Annotated in this window: 26 protein-coding genes; 19 read left to right on the top strand and 7 right to left on the bottom strand. The window is 37.7% G+C overall.

What is annotated here, in order from left to right:
• The first annotated feature begins 251 nt into the window (after positions 1-251).
• Both gltS and AC4CVF_RS08750 read left to right on the top strand, forming a co-directional pair.
• Positions 252-1,472, top strand: a complete 1,221-nt coding sequence (gltS, locus tag AC4CVF_RS08755; protein WP_490789212.1) for a sodium/glutamate symporter — start codon at positions 252-254, stop codon at positions 1,470-1,472.
• A 913-nt stretch (positions 1,473-2,385) separates the two neighbouring features.
• Positions 2,386-3,399, top strand: a complete 1,014-nt coding sequence (locus AC4CVF_RS08750; RefSeq protein WP_336951459.1) for a diguanylate cyclase domain-containing protein — start codon at positions 2,386-2,388, stop codon at positions 3,397-3,399.
• A 213-nt stretch (positions 3,400-3,612) separates the two neighbouring features.
• Here the strand turns inward: AC4CVF_RS08750 and AC4CVF_RS08745 are convergent, their stop codons facing one another.
• Positions 3,613-4,071, bottom strand: coding sequence for a DUF441 domain-containing protein (locus AC4CVF_RS08745; protein ID WP_490789211.1), 459 nt, complete (start codon positions 4,069-4,071; stop codon positions 3,613-3,615).
• Between the two features lie 108 nt (positions 4,072-4,179).
• Positions 4,180-4,638 carry an RrF2 family transcriptional regulator gene (locus AC4CVF_RS08740; RefSeq protein ID WP_336951455.1) on the bottom strand — a complete coding sequence of 153 codons (459 nt, stop codon included), beginning with the start codon at positions 4,636-4,638 and terminating at the stop codon, positions 4,180-4,182.
• A 101-nt stretch (positions 4,639-4,739) separates the two neighbouring features.
• Here AC4CVF_RS08740 and AC4CVF_RS08735 point away from each other — a divergent pair, with 101 nt between their 5' ends.
• The 3 genes from AC4CVF_RS08735 to AC4CVF_RS08725 all read left to right on the top strand — a co-directional run bounded on the left by AC4CVF_RS08735 (position 4,740) and on the right by AC4CVF_RS08725 (position 6,705).
• Entirely contained in the window at positions 4,740-5,648 is a 909-nt protein-coding gene (locus AC4CVF_RS08735) for an NAD(P)/FAD-dependent oxidoreductase (RefSeq protein ID WP_336951453.1), read from the top strand.
• 107 nt (positions 5,649-5,755) lie between these two features.
• On the top strand, positions 5,756-6,478 hold the full coding sequence (locus AC4CVF_RS08730; RefSeq protein ID WP_419327439.1) for a pseudouridine synthase: 723 nt from the start codon (positions 5,756-5,758) through the stop codon (positions 6,476-6,478).
• Positions 6,479-6,480: 2 nt separating this feature from the next.
• Positions 6,481-6,705 (top strand): peptidyl-tRNA hydrolase, encoded by a 225-nt coding sequence (locus AC4CVF_RS08725; protein ID WP_336951451.1) that lies wholly within the window; start codon positions 6,481-6,483, stop codon positions 6,703-6,705.
• A 132-nt stretch (positions 6,706-6,837) separates the two neighbouring features.
• Here the strand turns inward: AC4CVF_RS08725 and AC4CVF_RS08720 are convergent, their stop codons facing one another.
• The 3 genes from AC4CVF_RS08720 to AC4CVF_RS08710 all read right to left on the bottom strand — a co-directional run bounded on the left by AC4CVF_RS08720 (position 6,838) and on the right by AC4CVF_RS08710 (position 8,712).
• Entirely contained in the window at positions 6,838-7,281 is a 444-nt protein-coding gene (locus tag AC4CVF_RS08720) for a GNAT family N-acetyltransferase (protein ID WP_490789210.1), read from the bottom strand.
• Between the two features lie 94 nt (positions 7,282-7,375).
• The gene (locus AC4CVF_RS08715; RefSeq protein WP_419327440.1) at positions 7,376-7,687 is read right to left on the bottom strand and encodes a type II toxin-antitoxin system RelB/DinJ family antitoxin; all 312 of its coding nucleotides are present in this window, start codon (positions 7,685-7,687) and stop codon (positions 7,376-7,378) included.
• Positions 7,688-7,794: 107 nt separating this feature from the next.
• Positions 7,795-8,712: a pseudouridine synthase gene (locus tag AC4CVF_RS08710; RefSeq protein ID WP_490789209.1), complete on the bottom strand. Its 918-nt coding sequence runs from the start codon at positions 8,710-8,712 to the stop codon at positions 7,795-7,797.
• Between the two features lie 147 nt (positions 8,713-8,859).
• On the opposite strand from AC4CVF_RS08710, the gene tsaE reads away from it, so the two are divergent.
• The 4 genes from tsaE (at position 8,860) to hfq (ending at position 12,949) form a co-directional block, all read left to right on the top strand.
• Positions 8,860-9,318 (top strand): tRNA (adenosine(37)-N6)-threonylcarbamoyltransferase complex ATPase subunit type 1 TsaE, encoded by a 459-nt coding sequence (gene tsaE / locus AC4CVF_RS08705; protein ID WP_419820483.1) that lies wholly within the window; start codon positions 8,860-8,862, stop codon positions 9,316-9,318.
• A 64-nt stretch (positions 9,319-9,382) separates the two neighbouring features.
• Positions 9,383-11,392, top strand: coding sequence for a DNA mismatch repair endonuclease MutL (gene mutL, locus AC4CVF_RS08700; protein ID WP_490789208.1), 2,010 nt, complete (start codon positions 9,383-9,385; stop codon positions 11,390-11,392).
• Between the two features lie 6 nt (positions 11,393-11,398).
• Positions 11,399-12,343, top strand: coding sequence for a tRNA (adenosine(37)-N6)-dimethylallyltransferase MiaA (gene miaA / locus AC4CVF_RS08695; RefSeq protein WP_490789207.1), 945 nt, complete (start codon positions 11,399-11,401; stop codon positions 12,341-12,343).
• A gap of 90 nt (positions 12,344-12,433) precedes the next feature.
• Positions 12,434-12,949, top strand: a complete 516-nt coding sequence (hfq, locus tag AC4CVF_RS08690) for an RNA chaperone Hfq (RefSeq protein ID WP_004720864.1) — start codon at positions 12,434-12,436, stop codon at positions 12,947-12,949.
• Between the two features lie 435 nt (positions 12,950-13,384).
• Here the strand turns inward: hfq and AC4CVF_RS08685 are convergent, their stop codons facing one another.
• Together AC4CVF_RS08685 and AC4CVF_RS08680 are read right to left on the bottom strand one after the other, a co-directional pair.
• A complete protein-coding gene (locus tag AC4CVF_RS08685) occupies positions 13,385-14,701 on the bottom strand; it encodes a peptidylprolyl isomerase (protein WP_336951445.1) in 1,317 nt (438 codons plus the stop codon).
• Positions 14,701-17,151 carry an LPS-assembly protein LptD gene (locus tag AC4CVF_RS08680; RefSeq protein ID WP_096734006.1) on the bottom strand — a complete coding sequence of 817 codons (2,451 nt, stop codon included), beginning with the start codon at positions 17,149-17,151 and terminating at the stop codon, positions 14,701-14,703. The genes AC4CVF_RS08685 and AC4CVF_RS08680 overlap by 1 nt, the downstream gene beginning before the upstream one ends.
• Positions 17,152-17,270: 119 nt before the next feature.
• On the opposite strand from AC4CVF_RS08680, the gene AC4CVF_RS08675 reads away from it, so the two are divergent.
• The 10 genes from AC4CVF_RS08675 (at position 17,271) to kdsB (ending at position 26,043) form a co-directional block, all read left to right on the top strand.
• Positions 17,271-18,290 (top strand): aminoglycoside phosphotransferase family protein, encoded by a 1,020-nt coding sequence (locus tag AC4CVF_RS08675; protein ID WP_336951444.1) that lies wholly within the window; start codon positions 17,271-17,273, stop codon positions 18,288-18,290.
• The gene (gene murU, locus AC4CVF_RS08670; protein ID WP_336951443.1) at positions 18,287-18,976 is read left to right on the top strand and encodes an N-acetylmuramate alpha-1-phosphate uridylyltransferase MurU; all 690 of its coding nucleotides are present in this window, start codon (positions 18,287-18,289) and stop codon (positions 18,974-18,976) included. Before AC4CVF_RS08675 ends, murU begins: the two co-directional genes overlap by 4 nt.
• A 106-nt stretch (positions 18,977-19,082) precedes the next feature.
• Positions 19,083-19,715: a 16S rRNA (guanine(527)-N(7))-methyltransferase RsmG gene (rsmG, locus tag AC4CVF_RS08665; RefSeq protein WP_336951442.1), complete on the top strand. Its 633-nt coding sequence runs from the start codon at positions 19,083-19,085 to the stop codon at positions 19,713-19,715.
• A gap of 24 nt (positions 19,716-19,739) precedes the next feature.
• Complete coding sequence (locus tag AC4CVF_RS08660) at positions 19,740-20,522, top strand: ParA family protein (RefSeq protein ID WP_004720853.1); 783 nt, start codon at positions 19,740-19,742, stop codon at positions 20,520-20,522.
• Entirely contained in the window at positions 20,519-21,409 is an 891-nt protein-coding gene (locus AC4CVF_RS08655; protein ID WP_490789206.1) for a ParB/RepB/Spo0J family partition protein, read from the top strand. Before AC4CVF_RS08660 ends, AC4CVF_RS08655 begins: the two co-directional genes overlap by 4 nt.
• A 35-nt stretch (positions 21,410-21,444) precedes the next feature.
• Positions 21,445-22,077: a MotA/TolQ/ExbB proton channel family protein gene (locus tag AC4CVF_RS08650; RefSeq protein WP_336951441.1), complete on the top strand. Its 633-nt coding sequence runs from the start codon at positions 21,445-21,447 to the stop codon at positions 22,075-22,077.
• A 20-nt stretch (positions 22,078-22,097) separates the two neighbouring features.
• Positions 22,098-22,520 carry an ExbD/TolR family protein gene (locus tag AC4CVF_RS08645; protein WP_336951440.1) on the top strand — a complete coding sequence of 141 codons (423 nt, stop codon included), beginning with the start codon at positions 22,098-22,100 and terminating at the stop codon, positions 22,518-22,520.
• A gap of 3 nt (positions 22,521-22,523) precedes the next feature.
• Positions 22,524-24,254, top strand: a complete 1,731-nt coding sequence (gene msbA, locus AC4CVF_RS08640; protein WP_490789205.1) for a lipid A export permease/ATP-binding protein MsbA — start codon at positions 22,524-22,526, stop codon at positions 24,252-24,254.
• Positions 24,255-24,260: 6 nt separating this feature from the next.
• Positions 24,261-25,277, top strand: a complete 1,017-nt coding sequence (lpxK, locus tag AC4CVF_RS08635; protein WP_419359222.1) for a tetraacyldisaccharide 4'-kinase — start codon at positions 24,261-24,263, stop codon at positions 25,275-25,277.
• A gap of 4 nt (positions 25,278-25,281) precedes the next feature.
• Positions 25,282-26,043, top strand: coding sequence for a 3-deoxy-manno-octulosonate cytidylyltransferase (kdsB, locus tag AC4CVF_RS08630; protein WP_336951436.1), 762 nt, complete (start codon positions 25,282-25,284; stop codon positions 26,041-26,043).
• Positions 26,044-26,062: the final 19 nt, after the last annotated feature.

Below are 26,062 nucleotides of genomic sequence, written 5' to 3'. Positions count from 1 at the left end.
ATGTACCTTTATCAATGTTTAATTAGGTCATCATCTGTATAGCTCTATCGATTCTTACATTGGCTGAGACGAATCAATCCGTGCTTTAAAAGCTTCACAATAAAAGTGATAATTTCAATCTGTTTAGTGATGAAAATTCTTCTGAATATTTTGACCAACGAATAGACTAATAATAGTTTTACATATTTTTTAATGAATTATTGAGTAAATTTAAGTATTAATAACGCCATAAAAGTTTTGAATGGTTAACAATGAACATTAATGTTGATATTTTTGGCACGATTGCAATTTCTGTAGCCGTTCTTTTTATTGGTTATTTTCTTGTAAATAAGATCAGTATATTGAAGCGATATAATATTCCTGAACCTGTCGTAGGTGGGTTAATTGCTGCTGCTGTAACATTTGTACTATTTAAGCAATTTAATTTAACCGTAAATTTTAATGCCAATATTCAACAAAGTTTTATGTTGATGTTTTTTACTTCTGTTGGACTGAGTGCAAGTCTGGTTAAATTAAAAGAAGGAGGGAAATCGCTGCTTCTTTTTATGGTTTGCGTGGTGATTTATGTGTTATTGCAAAATGCTGTTGGTATAAGTTTGGCAACTGTATTGGATTTAAATCCTTTGATTGGCTTGATTGCAGGATCCGTCACTTTAACTGGTGGACATGGTACAGCTGGAGCATGGGGCAGTATTTTTGAAGAAAATTATGGTATCAAAGGTGCGGTTGTCTTAGGAATGGCGAGTGCGACATTTGGTCTGGTCATTGGTGGAATGATGGGTGGTCCAGTTGCAAAGTTTCTGATTCGTCGCTATCAATTGGCTGAAGAAATTGCGCCATCAGCAACGCGTATGCAAGCTCCCCCATCGGCTGAAACAGCGCCATTTGAATATCCAGAAAAAACCCGTTTAATCACCGCTGATGATGCAGTTAAAACCATAGGAATGTTTGCACTGTGTATTGTATTTGCTAACTTTATGACAGGTTTTGCCAAAGGGCAATGGTTTGAGCTACCGACCTTTGTATGGGCATTGGGATGTGGAGTATTTTTACGTAATACGTTGGAATATGTATTTAAAATTGAACTGTTTGACCGTTGTATTGATGTGTTTGGTAATGCGTCGCTGGCATTATTTTTAGCTATTGCCTTGATGTCTTTACAATTATGGCTACTTGCTGATTTAGCAGGTCCTTTGGTGATTATTCTGATTGTTCAGACTATTTTTCTTGCTTTATATCTGTTTTTTGTTACTTTCCGTGTTATGGGTAAAAACTATGATGCGGCAGTATTGTGTGCAGGTCAGTGTGGGGTGAATTTAGGCGCAACACCAACTGCCATTGCCAATATTCAAGCAGTGACGAATACTTATGGGCCATCGCATAAAGCTTTTTTAATTATCCCTCTAACAGGTGCATTTTTTGTTGATATTGTGAATGCTATAGTCATTCAAACCATCACAAAGTTTTTTTAAATGTTCTTTTACAAAAAGTGATGCGATCACTTAAGGATTTGAAAACAGCCATAAAAGTGGCTGTTTTTCGTATTTAAATTAGTTTTATCATTACTCAATTAGTTTTATCATTACTCATTACTCATTACTCATTACTCATTACTCATTACTCATTACTCATTACTCATTACTCATTACTCATTACTCATTACTCATTACTCATTACTCATTACTCATTACTCATTACTCATTACTCATTACTCATTACTCATTACTCATTACTCATTACTCATTACTCATTACTCATTACTCATTACTCATTACTCATTACTCATTACTCATTACTCATTACTCATTACTCATTACTCATTACTCATTACTCATTACTCATTACTCATTACTCATTACTCATTACTCATTACTCATTACTCATTACTCATTACTCATTACTCATTACTCATTACTCATTACTCATTACTCATTACTCATTACTCATTACTCATTACTCATTACTCATTACTCATTACTCATTACTCATTACTCATTACTCATTACTCATTACTCATTACTCATTTGAATATGAAACAGTTTTATAAGATCTATATTGGGGTGGTAAATCTTGATTTAGACTAAGATTTTCTATTTAAGACTTTAAACTTTCAAAAATGATTAGATGAGTGATTGAATGTTTGAGTTAAATTAAAGCTTAAAAGATGTAATGGATTGAATTTTTACTCAAAAATTTAATGAACACAGTAATATACTTTAAATATGAATCATCATAATATGTATGTCATAAACTCTGTGCTTGATAATAATTTACTTATTCAGGCTTTGAAATGAAGCTAGCGCTAGTAGGCACTCATACTTATTTCATCAATGTAGAGTTTGACCTTATATACTTAAATTGGATCACCCTCGTCTAGGATGATGTATGTCTAAAACGAAACAACCAACCTCAAAACAATTACTGTCAGTGATTCAGACGCAGACAGCAATTGCAAAATTAGGCTTAGATATCAATGCTGTCATGACTTTAGTGGCAGAGCAAGTTCAATTGATTACCCATGCAAAAGGTGCAATTGTAGAGCTCGCTGAAGAAGGTGATATGGTTTATCGTGCCGTTTCAAATGGCGCTAATCAATTTCTAGGCCTACGATTAAAGATGGGCTCTAGCCTTTCAGGGCTCTGTATCGCGCAGAATACGACTTTGTATTGTAAAGATAGTGAAACTGATGCGCGTGTAGATCGTGAAGCATGTAGACGGGTTGGGCTGCGTTCTATGGCTGTTGTACCACTAATTCATTGTGATGAACCGATTGGTGTATTAAAAATTTATTCAGAACGCGTAAATGCTTTTAAAGAAAGTGATATAAATTTACTTACTCTCATGTCTGAACTGATTGCTGCTGCAATGTATCATGCTAGTAAGTTTGGTGCCCAAGAACTCTATAAACTTGCCACACAGGATCAGTTAACAGGACTTGCCAATCGTGCTTTGTTTCTTGATTGTCTAAGACAAGGTGTTGAAAAAGCGAAACGTACACAAAAACTACTTGGGATTTTGATCATTGATATGGATGGCTTGAAACCAATCAATGATCAATATGGACACCGTTTAGGTGATGAGGCATTAAAGGAAATTGGTAAACGTATTGTCAATACTACGCGACACGATGATTTGGTTGCACGTTTGGGGGGCGATGAGTTTGCAGTGATTTTAAGCAGTCTTGGCGATCAACAGTTGGCAAAAAAAGTCATGAATCGTATTGTTGAAGCATGTGGATTACCATTTGTATTTGAAAACGTCAAATTGACTATGGGTGCAAGTGTAGGTCTGGCTTTATTTCCTGAAGATGGCATTGAACTCAATAAGTTGATTGAATTTGCAGACCTTAAAATGTATGAACATAAACGTTCTAGAAAAATCATCAACCTAAACACTTGAGTTTTAAAATCTTTAATTTGAAATAAATTTTAGTATAGTTTAGGTTTGTTCAATATCATTTATGTGGATCATATGCATTGAGAGTATCTGCCAATCGTTATGTATAAGCATTTATCAATTTTATGAGTTGAATGTAGCTCTACTTAACCTGATAGTTTTAAGCAAATCTCGAAACTATCAGATCAGGGTTAAGAGAGTATATTTTAAAATACTTTAAGTTTTTCCAATCAGTAAAGATAGAATTCCTGCAGCAATCAAGGGACCCACAGGTACACCTCTGAGCAGAGCAACTCCAGCGACAGTTCCAATCAATAAACCTGCAACGACATTGGGTTGGCTGGTCATTAAGGAAACTCCACGGCCACCTAACCATGCAACTAATAAACCAATCGCAATAGCTGTTAATGATTTCCAGTGCATAAATGATTTTAAAATGACATCACCAGGGATTCTGCCACTGGCAATTGGAGTAAGCACACCAATAGTTAAAATAATAACGCCTACTTCTAAACCGTGGGTCTGTAATAATGGGAAAAATTCACTTAACGGTGTGATTCTAAAGACGATCAAAATCCCAGCTGCAATGGTGACCGCAGTATTGTGACTGAAAATGCCGCAGACCAATAAAACAAGAAGCACAATTAAATTTAGGTCTAGACTAGAAAAACTCATCAATATTCATCATTAAAAATTAATATATCGCCCCATTATACTGAAAAGCAGCATGTGAATTTGTCTTGTCAGGCGATGAGTTACATTTAAATTCAGCTGAATGCGGATTTAATGGACAATAAATTTTTGAGTTTCAGCACCCAATAAATTCCATTCATACTCAAAGTCTTGTGCTAGTTTAGACAGATTCGTTGATTTAAGCTGTTGTATTAAAATGTTTTGTGCCTCTTGCATGGCTTGGTTTAAAGCCTTATTTACCACCAATTCAACCAGACAGTTGGGTGTTTCTTGTTCATTGCCAATCGCAAAAATAGTAGGTTCTCCAACAGCCTGATAAATATCAAATAATGATATTTGTTCTAAGGTTTGCACTAAAGTCCAACCACCACCAGGGCCTTTGTCTGCATGGACAAAGCCTGCTTTTTTTAAACCAGACATGGTACGACGCACTACGACAGGATTGGTGTCTAACATGATTGAAATTTGTTCAGAGGTGAACGGTTTTTTTTCACGTGCCATATGTAATAGCACATGCAACATTCGAGAAAGCTTACTGTCTTTACGCATAGTTTTAAGTCAATGTTCTTTTTCTAATTGTAACATTAAAAGTTGCAATTATAAAAATAACTAAATATAGTAACTTTAAAAGTTACTTATTGGTGTTGAAAATGAATTATGACGTCGTAATTATTGGTGGGAGTTATGCAGGTTTATCAGCAGCATTACCATTGCTTCGTGCTAGAAAAAAAGTGTTAATGATTGATGCAGGCATGCGTCGTAATCGTTTTGCTGAACATTCGCATAATTTCTTAACCCAAGATGGCAATACGCCAGCAGCAATTATTCGTGATGCAAAATTACAGTTAGACAAATACCAAACTTTGTCATGTATTAACGCATCAGTCACCGATGTGAGAGCTGTCGGGCAGCAATATGAGATTCAAATAGACCAAGCCGATGACACGGGTACAACCATTCAAGTCAAAAAAATAATTATTGCTACAGGCGTTAACGATGATTTACCTAAAATCGATGGTTTAGCAGAACGGTGGGGGAAAAGTATTTTTCATTGTCCATACTGTGATGGCTATGAGTTAAATCTGGGGACACTTGGAGTGTTATGTTCAGGTTTACATTCGATCCATATGGCACTGATGTTACCCGACTGGGGCAATACCACTTTATTTTTAAATGATGCAATTTCACAAGCTGAATTAGATCCCGTCATACTTAAACAGCTTAAACAAAGAAATGTGAAATTAAATACCCGCAAAATTCTTAAAATACACAATCATTGTGATTTAGTCTTGGAAGATGGTGAGCAGGTTCAATTAGATGGATTATTCATTTCCACTTTTATGCGCATCAATGCCCCTTGGATCAAAAAACTGGGTGTAGCGCTTGATGTAAATGAATATAGCGAAGCCATTCAAACCACAGCCATGAAAGAAACCAATCTTAAAGGGATATATGCTTGTGGTGATATCACCCGTTCAGGTGGTTCAGTTGCTTTTTCAGTTGCAGATGGAGCACTGGCGGGTGTTGCTGTACATAAGTCATTTATCTTTAATACTTGATAAAAGCATATATTGATTAATCAATAAGGCTAAAAAAGCCTGAATGTTGTTTGGGTTTCAATTCACGATACTTTAAAATGTATCGTGAATTTTTAAGGTATTGATTTATGTTCTTGGAAAAAATGTTGCAATCACAAGGCTTTGGTTCACGTAAGCATTGCCAACAACTCATCAAAAATGGTGCAATTCAAATCCAAAACGAGGTCGTTACAGACCCTAAATTTAAGCTTGATACCCAAAATCTAGTATTTTCAGTCTATACCGAAACATTTAAATACCGTGAAAAAGTCTATATTGCCTTAAATAAACCGCAGGATTACGAATGTTCCCATCAATCAACACACCATTTTAGTGTTTTTGATTTATTCGATGATGTACTTATGAACCGTGGTTTACAAACTGTTGGTCGTTTAGATCAGGACACGACGGGTCTATTGCTACTCACGGATGATGGGCAGTTTTTGCAAGCATTGACTCATCCTAAAAAGCACGTGGCTAAAGTTTATCAAATACAAACAGCAGATCCAATTACAGATGATCAGATTCAACAACTTGAACAGGGTGTAGAATTACGCAATGAAAAAGGTACATTTGCAGCAACAGATGTACAGCGCTTGGCTGAATATGCATTACAAATGACTGTACACCAAGGGGTTTATCATCAAGTCAAACGGATGTTAGCTGCAGTGGGTAATAGGGTTGAAAGCTTGCATCGTGCACAAGTCGGACAATTAGCACTTAAAGAATTGGTTGAAGGCGAGTGGGTTTATTTGACAGAAGATCAGGTGAATGCTGCTAGAAATAGTCAAAATGAACAAATAGTGATTTGATCATGGCTTTAAAGCTCTTTATTGCTGTTTTAGATAAAATGCCAGACTTTATGGTTCCAACTCTTGTTGCGCATGCAGTTTTGGCTGCGCATTTACAATTTGTTCAAGATGCTGATGCCGAAAGTTATAAAAATTGGTTAGAACATTCTTTTCGTAAAGTTGTGGTTAAAGTGAATCAAAAAGAATTTGATAAAATTGCTCAAATTAAAGTGTTATTTAGGACATGAAAGTACAGTATTGGATAGTAAAAATCCTGTGCTGTGGTCTTTCCTATTTCACAGGACACGATACCCAATGTACTTAAATTCGCAAAGATGTTGAAACCTGTATTGAATTGATTAAAAATTGTATAGTACAAATTACTTAAGAAAACAATGAAATGTCTGGAATTCATTGTCTTTAACAAAACCCATTTGCTCATAGAGCTGATGTGAATGGTAATTGTTTTTCTGGGTTTGTAAACTGATTCGTTGCGCATCTTCATGACGTGCAAAAAGAATTGCAGTATCAATCAGTTGCTTGGCAGAACCTTGTCGACGAAAAACAGGTGTTACATAAACATCATCTAAAATATAGTACTTTGAACAAGAAACAGATGAAAAGCCTTGGTATAACAACACAAAGCCTGTAAAAACATCATCTTTGACATGGATGAAGATTACACTTTCTTTATTTTCAAAACGTTGTTTTAAAAAATTAAAGGACTGTTGGATATTGGAAGATGCGCCGTAAAATTGGCGATATTCATCAAATAAAGTAGCAAGTTGATTTAAATCTTCTTTGGTCGCTCGTCTAACGATCATTTATTACTCCTTGCAATGATTTTTATCTTTGCAAAAGAGCATAACCAAAAAATAGAAAAGTAAACTTAATTATTTGTTTAAAAATGCGACAGTGTTATTTTTTGTCACTTTCACCCAAGATGGCATTTAACTCTGCAAATAGATCTTCATCGTCATCATTTAAATCAACAGATGAATTGAGTTGCCCGTTTTGTTGGTCTTGCTTAAGTTTTCTCAGCTTGAGTAACTGATCCATATTGATATTTTGATTTTCTATAGCGAAAGGGATGGATTTTGTGATGACAACTTGTTTAAAAAACAGTCGAACTGCTTGTGCAGGCGTAATCCCCAATTGTTTAAAAACAGCAAATGCTAGTTTTTTTTCTTGTGAATCAAGACGTACTTGATAGACTTCGGTTTTTCTCATGAATAGTGACCAAACAAAATTAGAGTTTGAATGCTTATTTTAATCAAAGCTTTCGGAATTTCAATGCTTAATCGCCAAAAAGTCATATATTTGTCATTACGTCAAAATTACAGTGTCAATTCATAGTTAGAACAGAAGCAATATTCTACTTGTCTAATCGGGTCAAGAAACTGAATTTTTTTGGCTAAAAGCTGCAAAGGTTGTGAAAAATCAGCAGCATCTTTATGTTGAACTCGCGGATAAAAGGGGTCATTTTTAATTGGAATATTTAACCAATTTAAATGTACCCTTAATTGATGCTGTTTACCCGTTGATGGCTTAAGTAAGTATTTTGCCCAAATTTGATTATGTTCAATGAGATCAATTTCGGTATATGAGTTTGATTTTCCATCAACAACTTTCATGGTGTAAAAAGGTTCGCCCTTTTCCATTCTTAAATCTACAGAACGTGGAAAGCTTAACTCAGAATCAAATTTTGCAATTGCTTGATAGGTTTTATTGACTTGTCGTTGTGCAAACATTTGTTGATATAGACCACGTGTTTGTGGGCGTTTAGAAAACAATACAATGCCAGCAGTTTCACGATCTAAACGATGGATGGGGGTTAAGTCAGGATTATTCGTGGTTTTTTTCAAACGGACTAATAATGTTTCTTGTATATATTGGCCTGAGGGACTGATGGTCAAAAAATGAGGTTTATCTACGGCAATGAAGTCCTCATTTTCAAATAATATACTTTCTTGAAAAGGCACATAAATCTCATGCGTTAGAAATCGATAATAGTAAATATGAGTATTTGCTAGATAGGGGTGATCTATTGTTAATACTTGACCATGCATATCCAAGATGAGTTGATCTTCAAAACGTTGTTGCCATTCATTGGTTGAAATATGCGGAAAATGGTTACATAAATAACTGAATAAATTTTTAGGTAAATTTTCTAATTTAGGGAGATAAACTTTTGAAGCTGTTACACCATCTCTCATGGGGGGGTGATATTCTGAAAGAGCAGTGACTGATTTCATAAGCGTATTTTTTATGCAGATAAGATTAAAGTAGGTTATGTATGCGTGTTATGAAGTATCAAAACATGATTTCTAAACAATGCAACATAGGTTTTAAAGTCACGCAATGCTATCATATTGTCTAGTTTGAATCATATCGTGAGCGTTATGCAATATTCATATAAATTAACTCTGAGCAATGAACAAGACACCCAAATGTTGGCACAAAAGCTCGCTCAACATATTGCAAAAGGCGTAATTTATTTAATCGGTGACTTAGGTGCGGGAAAAACCACACTCACGCGTTATTGGTTGCAAAGTTTAGGGCATCAAGGTGCTGTGAAAAGTCCCACATATACATTGGTAGAACCTTACAAGATCAATGTGAAAGATGTCTTTCATTTTGACTTGTACCGTCTAAATGATCCTTATGAACTCGAACTAATGGGTATTCGAGATTATTTAGAAGTCGAGAATGCTTTATTTTTATTTGAATGGCCCTCTAAAGGCGCTGATGAGATCCCACAAGCAGATCATGTGATTACTATTTTAAAAACAGACGATGAAGTTGCTCGTGAAGTGATAATTGAAAGTGTTTCTGCTGAATTGATTGAAGCGTTGAGTTGATCAATGTTTTCAGCATTTTAAAGCAACCAGATATTCTGATTTATTTATATTTTAGGTTAATTGAATGCAACGTGAAGATATCAGTTTAAGACGTATCCAAAGTTTAGATCCAGCCCTTGCCAACCAAATTGCTGCAGGCGAGGTGATTGAACGCCCATCATCTGTAGTGAAAGAGTTACTTGAAAATTCGATAGATGCAGGTGCGACAGAGCTGATTATACGTGTGGCAAATGGTGGAAGTACCCTGATTGAAATTATTGACAATGGACGAGGTATTCATGCTGAAGATTTAGCGCTATCAGTCACTCGACATGCAACCAGTAAAATTCAATCTGCTGAAGATTTACAAGCAATTATGAGTTTGGGCTTTCGTGGTGAGGCGCTTGCATCTATTGCCGCTGTTTCGCGTTTAACCTTAACCAGTAGTCAGGATGATTCGGGTGTAGGTTATCAACTTGAAGTCAATGGTACAGCATTCGATCATCAAGATATTCAGGCTGTAGCTACCCAACAGGGTACACATATTCGTATTCAAGATTTATTTTTTAATGTACCGGCACGGCGTAAATTCTTAAAGAAACCAGCTACTGAGTTTGGTCATATTGAAGAGATCGTGCGTCGAATGGCTCTCACGCATTTCGATATACGTTTTGTTTTAGAACATAATGATAATATTCGTCTCAATTTGCCGATTGCCGACAGTGGTGAATTGAGATTTCAACGAGTACAGCAATTATTAGGTCGTCAATTCACTGAAAATGCGTATTGGATTGATGCAGATAGTATTAGTATGCGTTTATCAGGGTGGTTAGGTCATCCTTCAGATGCGCGTGCACAAGCAGATTTACAGTATGTATATGTAAATGGTCGTATCGTCAAAGATAAAACCATTTCACATGCTTTACGGATGGCATATGATGGTATTTTGCATGGGCATCAACATGCTGCCTATTTGCTATTTTTAGAAGTAGATCCTGAAAATATTGATGTGAATGTACATCCAACTAAGCATGAAATTCGCTTTCTAAATCAGCGTGAAGTGCATGAGTTTGTACGACATTTTGCTAAAGATACTTTATCTCAATTCCAAACTGCAACTGCGGATTTGTCTTCTGCAATGAAGCAGGATGGCGCAACAGAAAATCAAGCATTGCCAGCGCAGCCACGTTATCAGGAACAATTTCCTTTACATCGCAATGTACCAACTGAGCAAGATGTAAGTGATCAAAATAACCGAAGCAATTCAGATGGGTCTATACAGCATAGTGGTCTAACAGATTTTAGTGATGCACATGCCCAAACAGTCAATTATTCCCACTATGAACCACAACAGCAGTATCGTGGCACTCAACAACTCAATAACGCCTTGAAAAGCTATTTAGCCCCTTTACGTGAGTCTGAGGATGCTGGTCAAGAATTAACTGATCAAGCGTCCTATGAGCGATCTGTACAAGAAATCCAAAATAAACAGGTCCATCAGGTTGATGAATATCCGTTGGGAATTGCAATAGCGCAATTACATGGAATTTATATTCTTGCACAGAATACGGAAGGCCTGATTATTGTCGATATGCATGCAGCGCATGAACGTATTTTGCTACAACAAATGAAATCTGCATGGGATAAACCAGAATTTTGGACCTCACAGCAGTTGCTTATTCCTAAAGTCATTTCGATTACCCGTATGCAGGCAACCCGTGTTGATGATTTAAAACCGCAGTTGGAGCGCTTAGGTCTAGAAATTGATCAATATGGTGATGATCAAGTAATTGTGCGTGGCGTGCCTGCAATTTTGCATAAAGCTGATTTTGAGTCCTTAGTACCTGAATTGCTCAATGATTTAGATCCAAATGATGAAGCTCAAGCACTACAGCAGAAGCGTGATCAAATTTTAGCAGGAATGGCATGCCATGGCGCAGTGCGCGCACATCGAATGCTAAGTCTTTCAGAAATGAATGCTTTGCTGCGACAAATGGAACATACAGAATTTGCAAGTCAGTGTAATCATGGTCGACCAACATGGCGTGCATTTCCATTACTCCAATTAGATAAATTATTTGCTCGAGGAGAGTAGTTGTACATGTCAAATCAATTGCCAGTCATCAATTTAATGGGACCAACCGCAAGCGGAAAAACTGCTTTGGCATGTGAATTGTATGATCATGGGGATTATGAGCTCATTTCTGTAGATTCTGCCTTGGTCTATAAAGATATGGATATCGGTACAGCAAAGCCGACTAAAGCAGAGCAGGAGCGTTATCCGCATCATTTGATTGATATTATTACCCCACTTGAGGTTTATTCCGCTGCTGAATTTGTCGAGGATGCTTGTCAACTGATTGATGGTATCCATGCACGCGGTAAAACACCTATTTTAGTTGGCGGTACAATGCTATATTTTAAAGCGTTGCTTGAGGGGCTCTCTACAAATTTACCGAGTGCTGATTACGCGATTCGTGCTGCGATTGAGTTAAAAGGTGAAACGGAAGGCTGGCAATCGGTGTATGATGAATTAAAATCTGTTGATGTGTTGGCAGGTGAAAAATTTAAAGTCAGTGATAAGCAACGAATCATTCGTGCTTTAGAAGTGTATAAAATTACTGGTCGTCCTATTACTCAACTACAGGCAGAACAACCGAAGAATCAACCTTACCGTTATCATTTTCATAATTATGCTTTATTGCCTGATCGTCTTGAGCTGCACAAGCGAATTGAGTTACGCTTGGAAAAAATGTGGGAAATCGGATTTTTAAATGAGGTTGAAAATCTTATGAAAAAATACGATCTTGAAGAAAATTTACCTTCTTCACGCTCAGTTGGATATAGACAAGCGATAGATTTTTTAAAAAACAGTGATTTGAGTCAAGAAAGTGAACGCCAAATGAAGGATAAAGCACTTTTTGCAACACGACAATTAGCAAAACGTCAATACACTTGGTTACGATCTTTGCAAGAAACACACTCTTTTCAAACTTTTTTTACGATAAACCAAGCACAAGAAGACTTGCGAAACTTATACGGATAAAGCAAAATTTAACAACTACCTTTTTTATAAATTTTAATTGAAAAATAAAGGTAGTTTTTGCGCTGATTTTAATTTTTTTTGGAGTATAAAATGTCTAAAGGTCAAACTTTACAAGATCCGTTCTTAAATTCTCTCCGTAAAGAACGTATTCCTGTTTCTATTTTTCTTGTAAACGGTATTAAATTACAAGGTCATATTGAATCTTTTGACCAGTATGTTGTTTTGTTGAAAAACACAGTAAGCCAAATGGTTTATAAGCATGCTATTTCAACTGTTGTACCTGCACGTAATCCACGTCCTGCTGGTGCTCCTGCTGGTGCTCAAGGCGCTGCTGGTGGCTTTGGTGGTCAAGCTGGTGGCTTCGGCGGTCAAGCTGGTGGCTTTGGTGGTCAAGGTGGCTTCGGTGGTCAACAAGGCGGCTTTGGTGGTCAACAAGGCGGTTTCGGTGGTCAAGGTGGTTTCGGTAGCCAAGGTGGCTTCGGTGGTCAAGGTGGCTTCGGTGGTCAAGGTGGCTTCGGTGGTCAAGGTGGCTTCGGCGGTCAAGGTACTGACTTTGGCGGCGAAACAAAATTTGAAGATTCACAAGAAGATGAAAACAATCGTTAATTTCTTGATTTAACAAGAACGATTGTAAAAGAGACGCCAAATTGGTGTCTCTTTTTTATTGGCTTCTCTTAATATGAGACTATGTTGAAATTTATCTATGTTTGCACCTACACCGTTTTTAGATGATACGAAATTTAGTCATTCTGAATGATGTAAACGTCATTTCGCTGAGTATCGACGTAATGGTAAAAACGTTGGTCCTTGCGCTGCAAATAAAGCCACGCATTGTTCTTGCTTGGGGTTGTGTTTAAAATTTTCTTGGGTTTACGTTATGAAACCTGAAGATAGCCTCGCTATTCTCTTTGCTTCATGCTTCATCAGCTCAATTTTAATCAACAATGCAAGCCATTTATGAAATAATAAGATAACCAAGATTTTGAAATTAAAAAGCCAGTGTAGAACACTGGCTTTTTAATTTAAATACTAAGCGCAGGCTTAACTTTCATTTTTCTTTGGATCTAAGCTGGGATCTTTGATTTCAATGTAAGTATTTGCACGTAACTCTCGTAGCCAGCCGTCATATTCTGATTCGAATTGACGTTCGCCTAAAATTTGGCGTGCCATACGCTTTTGGTATTCTGAAGTCATATCTTGTTGACGTGTACCTGTGACTTGAAGAATATGCCAGCCAAATTGAGTTTGAAATGGTTTGCTAATTTCATTGACTGGCGAGCTCTGCATGAGTTTATCAAATTCAGGAACCATCATGCCAGGGCTTACCCAGCCAAGACTTCCGCCATCACGAGCAGAACCTGGATCATTTGAATAAGTTGAAGCAAGCGTAGCAAAATCATCACCCGCTTTTAAGCGATTATAAATACTGTCAATGGTTTGCTTTGCATTTTCAGGGCTAACAACTTCTGATGTTTTAATCAGAATATGACGAGTATTAAACTGTGAAACCAATGCTTTTTGTTCATTCGATTTTTTTTCTAATAATTTTAAAACATGAACCCCGTCTTTTGCTGGAATTAAGTCAGTGGTTTGACCTGGTTCAAGGGTAGTCACACGTGCAGCAAGATCTGTTGGAATGTCTGAAAGCGGACGAAAGCCCATATCAGCGCCATCGACTTTGATTTGTGCTGTAGTAAATTTCTTTTCTAAGCTTTTTACGTCATTGCTATCTTTTAAGTCAGTACGGACTGCTTTTGCAATACTTTCTAACTCGCTTGCTGGCGCTTCTCCTGAAATACGCATATGTAGTACATGAACTTGACTACCAACAGCAGCTTGACCTTCAGGTGATTTTAAGAAGTTTTCAACATCAAGGTCAGTGATCTTGATACGAGACATTACTTGTTGTTGACTCAATCGTTGAATGAGTAAATCTTCCGCAACACGGTTACGCAGTAATTCATAAGTACCAGGCGCAACAGCATCTAATTTTTTTTGAAAAGCTTCTAAAGAATTTGCACCAGATTGTTGGGCAACTTTCAATACGGCTTCATTTAAGCTTTTTTCATCTGCTTTTAAGCCATACTTCTTCACTTGTTCAAGCTGTGCATCATGGGTGATGAGCTGACTCAGTACTTGCTGTTGCAGAATGTTTTGTGGTGGGATTTCTTTCTTTTGTGCCTGAAGTCGATGTGTCGCTTCAGCAACACCTTGGTCTAAATCACTTTTTAAAATTGCTGTAGAACCAACAATTGCTATGATTTGGTCCTGCGGAGCAGCATAAACTGATACCGCGGTGGAGATGAGTAAAGCTAAGGTTGATGCTTTAAATAATTTTTTAAATTTTTGCGTCTTCATTAATGTGTCCAAGATTGATTAGCTTTATCAAAACCTAAAATACGATTTTCAAGTAATGAACTTAACTTGTTGTTCAAACCACCAAGTCCTTTTAGTGTGATCTCAGCCATCACTGCGCGTTTTGGCTTTGTATCAGGAAGAGAAACATCATCTAGATCATTAAAATACGAGCGACCATAGACGGAAATTCCCCAACAACAAGATTCATAATTCACACCCAATAAATATTCGCGTGCGACATGGTTGTCAAGGTCATATTGAACATGTCCCATAATACGCCAGTTGTCTTTTACAGGCTGTATAAATGATGCAACTGCTTGATCATATGCACGTTGACGGTCAGGGAGGTTATTACGATAAAAATAACCAACATTATAAAGGTTTCCGCGTTGCCCTGTATAATACAATTGAAAGTCATGTTGAGCGCTATCACCATTTGACATCCATGCTGAATTGGTACTCAGTGTGAAGTTTTGTGAAAGTTGGCTAGAAAGGCTCAGCACAGGACCAGTATGTTTTTCTCTATCTAAATCATCTGTATTGTTGAGTAAGGTAACTTTTCGATCATCAAAATAATAACTTTGACCGATACTTGCTCTTAAACGCTCTAAGCCCACTGTATCAAACAAGCTATAGCTTAAACCAAGCGATAAAAAGTTATTGTCTTCTAAGCGGTCGTGTCCATAGAAACGGTACGGGCTAAACAATTGATCATAGCTAATAGAAGCTGTTGTTGAATCAAAGTTTGGATAACCTGTTTGATTTTTATATGGTGCATAGGCGTAGAAAGCGCGAGGTGTAATGGTCTGGAGGAATTTTCCGTCCTTTTCGAAAGTTAAACCCGTATCCAAGGTAAATTGAGGAACAACAACAGATTTATTTTTGCTATCTTGGCTTTGGTTATTTAAGTTAAGTTGATCTACAGTAGTTTGATCATAAAAGGTATTTAAACTACGTACAGAGACTTCTGGAATTACAAAAGACCATGGATTACGGAAATTATAACGTGTTGCAAATTGGTTATATAAACGTGTACCACTTGGCTGGTTATTATAATCGGCATCATTGATGTCTTTTTGGAAATAAGCAGTGTCGTTGTTAAACTCGTATTCCAAACCTTGTGGATTTCCAGCTACATAGTTGAGTAAAAACTGCGGTAGGCGGGCATATGGCTTATCAACATCTTTGATGGTTTTATCGAGTGTTTGGAAGTCTTCAACTTTAAGTTGAGCTTTTAACCCTGGAATACCGTGATTGTAATTGAGTTCCCAAGCACGGCGTTGGTTAAGTTCTGTTCGTGTGTTTGGATTGTTATCTAGATCCGAGAAAAAATCTTTATCAGAAACATAATTGTATTCTAAATTGGTTGACCATTGTTTGGTGATATCCCACTTGTGTAGGAAATGTAGGTCTTTACGATCTTCATCATTATAATCACGGTCAGAAGGTAAATAACTTCCCCAAACGCTACCAGCACCAAAGTTCTCAGTTAAATAACGAAACTCACCTTGAGCCATAAGACCACGGTCAGTTATCAGCCGTGGTGTAATGGTGGCATCATAGTTGGGCGCCAAATTTAAATAAACGGGAACTGCGAGTTCAAAGCCACCATCATTAGTAAAACCGAAACTAGGATTTAAAATCCCTGTAGTACGGCGGTCATCGATTGGGAAGTTGAAATATGGAACTGCGAGTACAGGCACATCCTTAACATAGAGTTTGGTGCCACGCGTTACACCACGCCCCGTATCTTGATCCAATTCAATTTTATTGGCCTGAATTTTCCAAGTGGGTTTTTCATCGGGTGGGCAGGTGGTGTAGGTGGCATTTTCAAGAACGATATTGGTTGGTGAAGTTCTTTCTATTTTTTCTGCATGACCATGTGCGTGGGTCAATTCTGCAATATAGAAACTATTATTTAACTGACCAGTTTCATCTTTCAGATTGTAATCGATTTGATCACTTTGCGCGATGATACCGCCTTGTGCCATTTGTACATTGCCTTTCGCTTTGGCGAAAGTTTGTGTTTTATCAATGGTCACTTCATCAGCACGGATCATACGTCCAGATTGGTCAATGACCACATCACCAGACAGGAAAGAGTCACCATTGGGATTGTAATAACCATTGTCTGCGGTAATCACAGATGATGCTTCTTCTGGGTTTGTCGATTTAGCTTGGGTGCTAAAAGGAGTAACCCAAACACCTTCACAATAACGCGTGCTTGGATTTTTTAAATCACGTACCTGTGCTTCAGGCGAGTTTTTGTCCACATAATATTGTTCAAAGAAATTTTGCCCTGCAAAGCTTTCTTTGATGGCTGCATTCAGTTGCTTATTATTAACTTCAGAAACAGTGTCTGTCGATTCAGCATAGCTGGATACTGAACTTCCACAAAGAAGTGTCAAAATAGCAGTCGCTAAAGGATTAAATTTAAACTGATGCTTCATTTGTCTCATTAACCAAATATGCTAATCGCAATTAATTATTGTCGCATCATAGAGAAAAAGTCGATAAGTAGCTACACTTAGCACTTCAAAAATTCAGCCTGAATTAGATTAAATTGCAAATGAATACACAACGTGAACAATTGATACAAACATGGTTAACATCTGTACTCAGTTCAGATCAATTTGAAATCAATTTTTTAGCAGGCGATGCGAGTTTCCGTCGTTATGCACGAATTACCTTGAATAATAAAACATTTATGCTTATGGATGCACCTCCTGAGAAGGAAGATTGTCGTCCTTTTGTTGCGATTGATGAGTTCTTTGACACAAATGGGGTGCGTGTACCTCATATTGTTGCCAAGGATTTAGATCAAGGTTTATTGTTGCTTGAAGATTTTGGCGATATCTTGCTATCTACACAATTGAATGATCAAACGGTAGATGCACATTATGCACAAAGTTTTAAACAGTTGGTGCAGTTGCAATCTATTTTTGCTGATTCATCACACTTGCCCGCATATGCCTATGAAAAGCTGATCTCAGAAATGGAATTGTTAACAGATTGGTTGTTACCATCATTAGCAATCCAAGTAACAGATGATGAGCTTGGATTAATTAAACGAACTTTTGCTATTCTTGCCAATGCTGCTTTGGCACAACCTCAAGTAATCGTACATCGTGATTTCCATAGTCGTAATCTGATGATTCTTGAAGCTGAGAAAGATCAAGGTGTGATTGATTTTCAAGACGCAGTGATTGGTGCTGACACTTATGACTTGATTTCGATTACCCGTGATGCCTACGTACAGTGGAGTCCTGAGCGTGTGTATGAGTGGTTTAAAGTATTTTATGACTTATTGCCAGAATCTGCGAAGCAAGATCGTGATTTTGATCAATTCAAACAAGATGCTGACTTCATGGCAATTCAGCGCCATATCAAAATTTTAGGTATTTTTGTTCGTTTGTTTGAGCGTGACGGTAAATCTGGTTATCTCAAGGACTTGCCTCGTGTCATGTGGTATTTATTGGAAGAGTCAAAATCTTACCCAGAATTACAACCGTTCATGAGTTTTATTCGTGCACGGGTTTTGCCAAAATTTGAAGAAAAATATGGCGCATATGAGGTGGTTGCAGCATGAAAGCGATGATTTTAGCAGCTGGTCTAGGCAATAGAATGCGACCTTTGACCCTCTATAAGCCAAAGCCTTTATTGGAAGTGGGCGGCAAAGCACTAATTGTATGGCATATTGAAAAATTAAAAAAAATGGGTGTAACTGAAATCGTGATTAACTCTGCATGGTTGGCAGATATTCTGATCGGTGCGTTAGGTGATGGCTCACAATTTGGTGTGACTATACGCTGGACGCGTGAAGATGAGGGCTTGGAAACCGCAGGTGGGATTATCAATGCCTTAGCACTTCTCGGTGATCAACCTTTTATTCTGGTCAATGGCGATGTATGGACCACTTTTGATTTTACATCATTATTGAATATGGATCTTGCTGATGATCTTGCGCATTTGGTTTTTGTCAATAATCCTGAACAACATCCACAAGGTGATTTTACCTTGGCAAATGGTCGTGCTTATACCTTTGATCAAAATCAGCAAGGAGAAAATTTAACTTACAGTGGTATCGCTGTGATCAATCCAAAAATGTTTGATGGGCTGGAGCATGGTAAAAGACCACTTGCACCTTTGCTTAAACAAGGCATGCTAGACGGTAAAATTTCGGCAGAGAAAATGCAAGCGGCGTGGGTTGATGTTGGTACACCTGAGCGTTTAACAGCCTTAGATTTGCAAATAAGACAGGGTGAGTATACTTAAGTGCGAATAAATAGGCCTAAGTGCGTATTAACTCATCGTTAACTACTGTTCCACGGGCGAGAAATAGGTATACTTTCAGCTAATTTTTTAAAGATGTTATTTGATCATGCATCCATTTTTTCAAGAGTTAAAGCAAGGCAGTCTAAAGCTTGGCTTAAAACTTAGTGATGAAGCATTAGGATTATTGTTGCAATATCAAGATGCACTCGTCCTGTGGAACAAAGCTTATAACTTAACAGCGATTCGCGATCCAAAAGAAATGTTGGTTAAGCATTTATTGGATAGCTTAAGTATTTTAAATGATTTACCCGCTGGTCGTTTACTCGATATTGGTACTGGCGGGGGCATGCCAGGGATGATCATTGCACTGTGTCAACCTGAACGCCAATGTGTTTTGTTGGATTCAAATGGTAAGAAAATTCGTTTTCTGAAACAATTTATTGCAGATTTAAAACTAAAAAATGTTGTCGCAGTTCAGACTCGTGTAGAAAACGAAGATAGTATCCATGATCTAGGGCAATTTGATGTGATCACCAGTCGTGCATTTGCTTCATTGACAGATTTTGTGACAGCTTCAAAACCTTATATGCATGAAGGCAGTATCATTGCGTCAATGAAAGGTTTGATTCCCATTGAAGAAGTTGATGCTTTAAAAGATAAGTGGAGTTGTGACATTATTGAATTGCATGTACCTCGGTTGGACGAACAACGTCATTTACTTTTATTAAAACAGATTTAAAACAGACTAAGGGTTGGGGTTACCATGGCTCAAATTATTGCTATCGCAAACCAGAAAGGTGGCGTAGGTAAAACCACGACAGCCGTGAATTTGGCTGCCTCTTTGGCAGTGTTGAAAAAGCGTGTTTTATTGGTGGATATGGACTCTCAGGGTAATGCTACAATGGGGTCGGGTATTCAAAAAAATGATTTGTTGTATTCTGTCACCGATGTACTTCTGGGTGAAGTACCGATTGAAACTGCAATTAGTAAAGCCGAAGTTGGTTATAAAGTGCTTGGTTCAAATCGTGATTTGGCAGGTGTTGAGTTAGCAATTGCAGAGCAAGATGGACGTGAGTTTATTTTGCGTAACGCTTTACAGCAAATTGAAAAAGACTTTGATTATATTATTGTTGATTGTGCGCCAAGTTTGAGTTTAATTACGGTCAATGCTTTAGCAGCAGTGGATGCAGTGATTATTCCAATGCAATGTGAGTACTATGCATTAGAAGGATTGGCAGATCTGACGCAGACTATTGATAAAATTCAACAAGCTTTAAACCCTGAGTTGGAAATTATTGGGGTACTTCGCACGATGTATGATGCGCGTAATGCTCTCACCCGTGATGTTTCTGCCGAATTAGAACAGTATTTTGGTAAGAAACTTTATGATACAGTGATTCCGCGTAATGTGAGGTTGGCCGAAGCGCCAGCACATGGATTGCCGATTATTTATTTTGAGAAAAGCTCTAAAGGTGCAATTGCATATTTAAATTTAGCAGCTGAAATGTTGAAAAAGAGTAAAGTGAAAAAAGGAAATAAAGCATGACCGTGAAAAAAAGAGGGTTGGCAAAGGGTCGTGGCTTAGATGCGTTATTAGGTTCAATCCAAAAAGAAAAATTACAACTTGAAGTTCAAGCATTGGATCATGGCCAATTAAAACAGATGGATGTAACCCAATTAAAACGTGGCGCTTATCAACCCCGTCGTTTTATTGGTGAGCAAGATTTGCAAGAACTTGCAGCATCAATTAAAAAACATGGTGTAATGCAGCCGATTGTAATTCGTCCTATTGAAAATGACGAAACTCCATATGAAATTATAGCTGGTGAACGTCGTTGGCGTGCGGCACAATTGGCGGGTTTGACAGAAATTCCTGCAATTGTACGTGATTTGACCGATCAAGTTGCGATTGCCCTGGCATTGATTGAGAATATTCAACGCCAAGATTTAAACCCTGTTGATCAAGCACTGGCATTACAACGCTTTCATGAAGAATTCGGTTTGAGTCATCAAGAAATTGCAGATACTGTAGGTAAAGCACGGACTACCGTGAGTAATGTATTGCGTTTATTAAGCCTAGAAGATGAAATCAAAGATTTAATGCAACAAGGTTTATTAGACATGGGGCACGCTCGTGCGATATTGACCCTAAAAGCTAAAGATCAATTGCAAATTGCAAAAATTGTGATTGATAAGAGTTTGTCTGTACGTCAAACCGAACAGTTGGTGCGTGATTGGAATACGCCAAAGCAGGAAAAATCTAAAGATCCACTTGCGCCTGATGTACAGCAACTGACCCAAAAATTGTCAGAACGTTTTAGTGCAAGTGTAAAATTAGACTATAACAAACAGGGTAAAGGCAAGCTGGTCATCAGTTATAACTCGCTTGATGAGTTAGATGGAATTTTAAATATCTGTTTACCAGAACAATAATGTTTAAGCGATTTAATTAATTTGGGGAACTAAAGATGTGGGAACTTGTTAAAGCCGGCGGTTGGTTAATGCTGCCATTGGTTTTATGTTCAATTTTTACTGTTGCGATTTCAATCGAGAGATTTATACGGCTGAAACGATCTTTAGTTCTACCTAAGTCTCTTATAATGCAAAAAGGTCGCAATGTTGACGATGTTTTAGATGAAATGGAACAAGATCAAACTGTTTGCCAAACAGCATTAGGCTATATTTTTAAAGATGGTATAGATGCTTATACTCAAGGTGAAGCGTTTGCGCGTGCTCAAATGGAAGCTACAGCTTCCCGCGAAATTGGATATCTAGAAAAAAATATAAATTTTTTAGGTACATTGAGCGCTGTTGCACCTTTATTGGGTTTGTTGGGTACAGTGATAGGGATTATCGAGTCCTTTCTGGTCATTGATTTGGGTTCCAATGCCAATCCAACCATGATGATTCCAGGGATATCTAAAGCATTAATTACCACAGCTGCTGGTATGGTTATCGCCATTCCTGCACTATTTGCTTATCGTTATTATCAGCGTTTAGTTCAGGAATATGTGGCTGAACTAGAGCAGCAGTCGACTTTATTTCATGCAGCCTTATTTTTTCAGACGCACCTTGAAAGTGAAAAAAAGAAAGCTGGTTAAATCCGTTTTAGGGGTGTTTCATGAAATTTAGACGCAAAACAGTTGAAGATATTCATATCAATCTTACTCCACTGATTGATTGCTTATTATTTATATTGGTGATTTTGTTACTGACCACCACGTTTAATCAGCAAAGTCGAATCAATCTTTCTTTGCCTGATGCACATGGTGTTCCGCCAAAAGAATACAAAAATAAAATTGAAGTCATGGTAGACTCCGCAGGACATTATGCAGTAAATGGGCAGGCGCTTTCGAGTAAAGAGTCTGCTGATTTAAGTACTGCAATTAAGCAAGCAGCAAATGATAATCGTGATCTGATGTTTGTGATTGCTGCAGATGCTAAAGCAACCCATCAAGATGTTATTCGAGTGATGGATGTTGCAGGACAGCTAGGTTTCGTTAACATCAATATCAGTACCAAAGTTCCATCTCGAGGTTATTAATTAGTGAATCAGGATTTTAAGGTCTATGTCCGTCTTTTGGCGTATTTAAAGCCGTATTGGGGGGCAGCCTTACTCGTTATTGTTGGATTTGGCATAAATGCAGCAACTGAAGTCTCCGTAGCGAAGTTACTTAAATATATAATTGATGCAATTCAGGGTGGCAATCGTGGTGATCTTGATTGGTTTCCTGCACTGATTATCCTGTTGATCTTTTTCCGTGGCTTAGGGTTGTTTATGGGAGGCTACTTTACCGCAGTCATCTCAAGAAGTTTGGTATTTAGTATTCGTCAAGAGGTTTATGCCAAACTTTTAAAACTACCAGCACAGTATTATTTGGATAATTCATCAGGTCATATCACTGCAAAAATTATGTATAACGTAGAGCAGTTAACCGCAGCGTCATCTGAATCATTAAAAATATTACTTCGTGATGGTGCAATTGCTTTAGGTTTATTGGGTTATCTGCTTTACACCAATTGGCGTTTGACCTTATGTATTTTTATTTTTATGCCAATTATTGGCTTGTTGGTGCGTAAAGCTTCAAAACGTATGCGTAAACTCTCCATTCAAGTGCAAAACACTATGGGGGATGTGAATCATATTGTTCAAGAAACAATAAGCGGTAATGCTGTTGTAAAGAGCTTTGCTGGCGAAGAAAGTGAACAAAAACGTTTTTATAAGTCTTCAGAAGAAAACTTAAAACGTGGTTTGAAAATGGTCGTCGTACAAAACTTAAATAGTCCATTGGTACAATTGGTCATGGCCTTTGCTCTGAGTATCATTATTTGGCTGGCATTACGTCCACAAATTCTAGGTGATACTTCTGCAGGAGAGTTTGTTGCTTATATTACAGCAGCTGGGTTGCTGGCTAAACCTATTAAAAACCTCACTGATATTAATGAAAAATTACAACGTGGTATTGCGGCAGCATATTCTGTATTTGAAGTTCTAGACTTACCACAAGAAGAGAATACTGGAAATTTAACACCTAAATTATTGGGTGATATCAAGTTTGATCATGTGTCTTTGATATATAAAAATAAAGTGAAAGCAATTGATGATTTTTCATTAGAGATCCAGGCTGGACAAACGGTTGCTCTGGTTGGGCGTTCAGGTGCGGGTAAGTCTTCATTGGTGAATATGTTGGTGCGCTTTCAGGAGATTAGTGCAGGACAAATTTATTTAGACCAGTTGCCTATAAAAGACATTGAACTGAGTTGTTTACGTACTCAAGTTGCGATGGTTAACCAGCAAGTTGTTTTATTTGATCGAACGGTGCGTGAAAATATTGCATATGGTCAGTTAGAAAAAGCATCTGAAGAAGCCATTATTGCAGCAGCTAAAGCAGCTTATGCACATGACTTTATTATGGAATTACCTAAAGGTTATGACACGCCTTTAGGTGCGCAAGGCTTAAGTCTTTCTGGTGGTCAACGTCAACGTATTGCCATTGCGCGTGCAATCCTTAAAAATGCACCTATTCTGATTCTTGATGAAGCCACTAGTGCTTTGGACAATGAGTCTGAACACTTTATTCAAAAAGCTTTTGATGAAGCGATGCTTGATCAAAACAGAACTACGATTGTGATCGCTCACCGTCTATCCACGATTGAGAAAGCGGATAAGATTGTGGTTATGGATAAAGGGCGTATCATAGAGCAAGGTACTCATACTGAGTTATTGGCGAAGCATGGCGCTTACTATCAATTGTATGAACGTAACTTTGAGGAATAACCCAACATGTCTATTGCGCAAATCATTCAAGATGCTTGGAATAAACAGTCCAAGTGGTTGATTGCATTGCGGCCATTATCATGGTTATATCAGTTCGGTTTTACGGTAAATAAGCAGCTGTATCAAACAGGTATAAAAAAAACCTATAAAGCACCTGTCCCAGTAATGATTATTGGAAATATTACTGTGGGTGGGAGTGGCAAGACACCACTGTTGATTCAGTTGGTGAAGCATTTGAAACATAACCATGTGCGTGTTGGCGTGATTAGTCGTGGTTATGGTGGTCAAGGACCTTTTCCAGCACTGGTTACATTAGATTCTGTGCCTGATCAAGTAGGCGATGAACCTTGTTTAATTGTTCAGTCTACAGAAGTTCCCATGGTGGTGGGTGCGAATCGCCAAAAAAATATTGAATTACTCCTTCAATATTATGAACTTGATTTAATCATTAGTGATGATGGTTTACAGCATTGGGCTTTAGAGCGTCAAATCGAATGGATTGTGCTGGATAATAATCGTGGGCTGGGAAATCAGAAGCTGCTTCCTGAAGGTTATTTACGCGAGCCTGTGAGTCGTTTAAAACACGGTACCGTGATTGAGCATGCCCATCAGCCACATTCATCTCTGAATATGCATTTAGAGGTGACTGAACCTTATCTATTAAATCCAAGTTTTGACCAATCTGAGCAGTTTGATCCTACACTCGATTATTATGCAGTCGTTGGAATTGGTTTTCCTCGACGCTTTTATAACACCTTGGAAAGTATAGGTGTAACTCAATTTCAATGTCATGAGTTTCCAGACCATTATGATTATGAAATTGATGATTTACAGTTTGAGGATAATAATCCCATTATCACCACTGAAAAAGATGCGGTAAAGCTTTTACCCTTATTGAAAAATCATTCTACATTTAGTCGTGAGATTTGGGTGGTTCCAGTTGGAGCGGTCTTGTCTGATGAATGTTATCTATTACTCAACCAACAACTTACTCAACTTGGTATTGATCTAATACAAGGTTAATTTGATGAAACATATTGTTATTCCTGCGCGTTTTGCGAGTTCACGCCTTCCAGGTAAACCTCTTTTAGAAATTCATGGGCGAGCCATGATTTTACGTGTGGTCGACCAAGCAAAAAAAGTACAGGGTTTTGATGATCTTTGTGTAGCGACAGATGATCCACGTATTGCAGCGCTTTGTCGATCAGAAGGTGTGGATGTTGTGATGACAGATCCGAATCATCCTTCGGGCACAGACCGTTTAAGTGAAGTTGCTCGAATCAAAGGTTGGGATGCTGAGGATATTATTGTGAATGTTCAGGGTGATGAGCCGTTGTTGCCTGCACAATTGGTGATTCAAGTTGCTGAGCTATTGGCGCAGAAAGCGGATTGTTCAATGTCGACCTTATGTGAGCCTATACATCAGCTTGATGAGTTTCAGCGTGACAGCATTGTAAAAGTAGTGATGTCAAAGTTTAAAGAAGCGCTTTATTTCAGTCGTGCGCAAATTCCTTATGATCGAGAGGGTGCTAAACAGGCTGAGCAAAAGCTACATCAACATGCTTATCGTCATTTGGGCTTATATGCTTATCGTGTCAAGCTTTTACAAGAATATGTCAGTTGGGATATGGGTGTTTTGGAGCAATTGGAAAGCTTAGAGCAATTACGTGTTTTAGAAAATGGACATCGTATTGCGATTGATATCGCACAAGTAAATTTACCACCAGGTGTCGATACTCAAGAAGATTTAGATCGCTTAAACATTTTAGATGCAGCGGTTTTTGAATAGTTTGAATTTGCGTCACTTG

Source organism: Acinetobacter sp. LipI_19, assembly GCF_058242925.1.
This window is presented reverse-complemented; position numbering and strand designations above follow the sequence as displayed.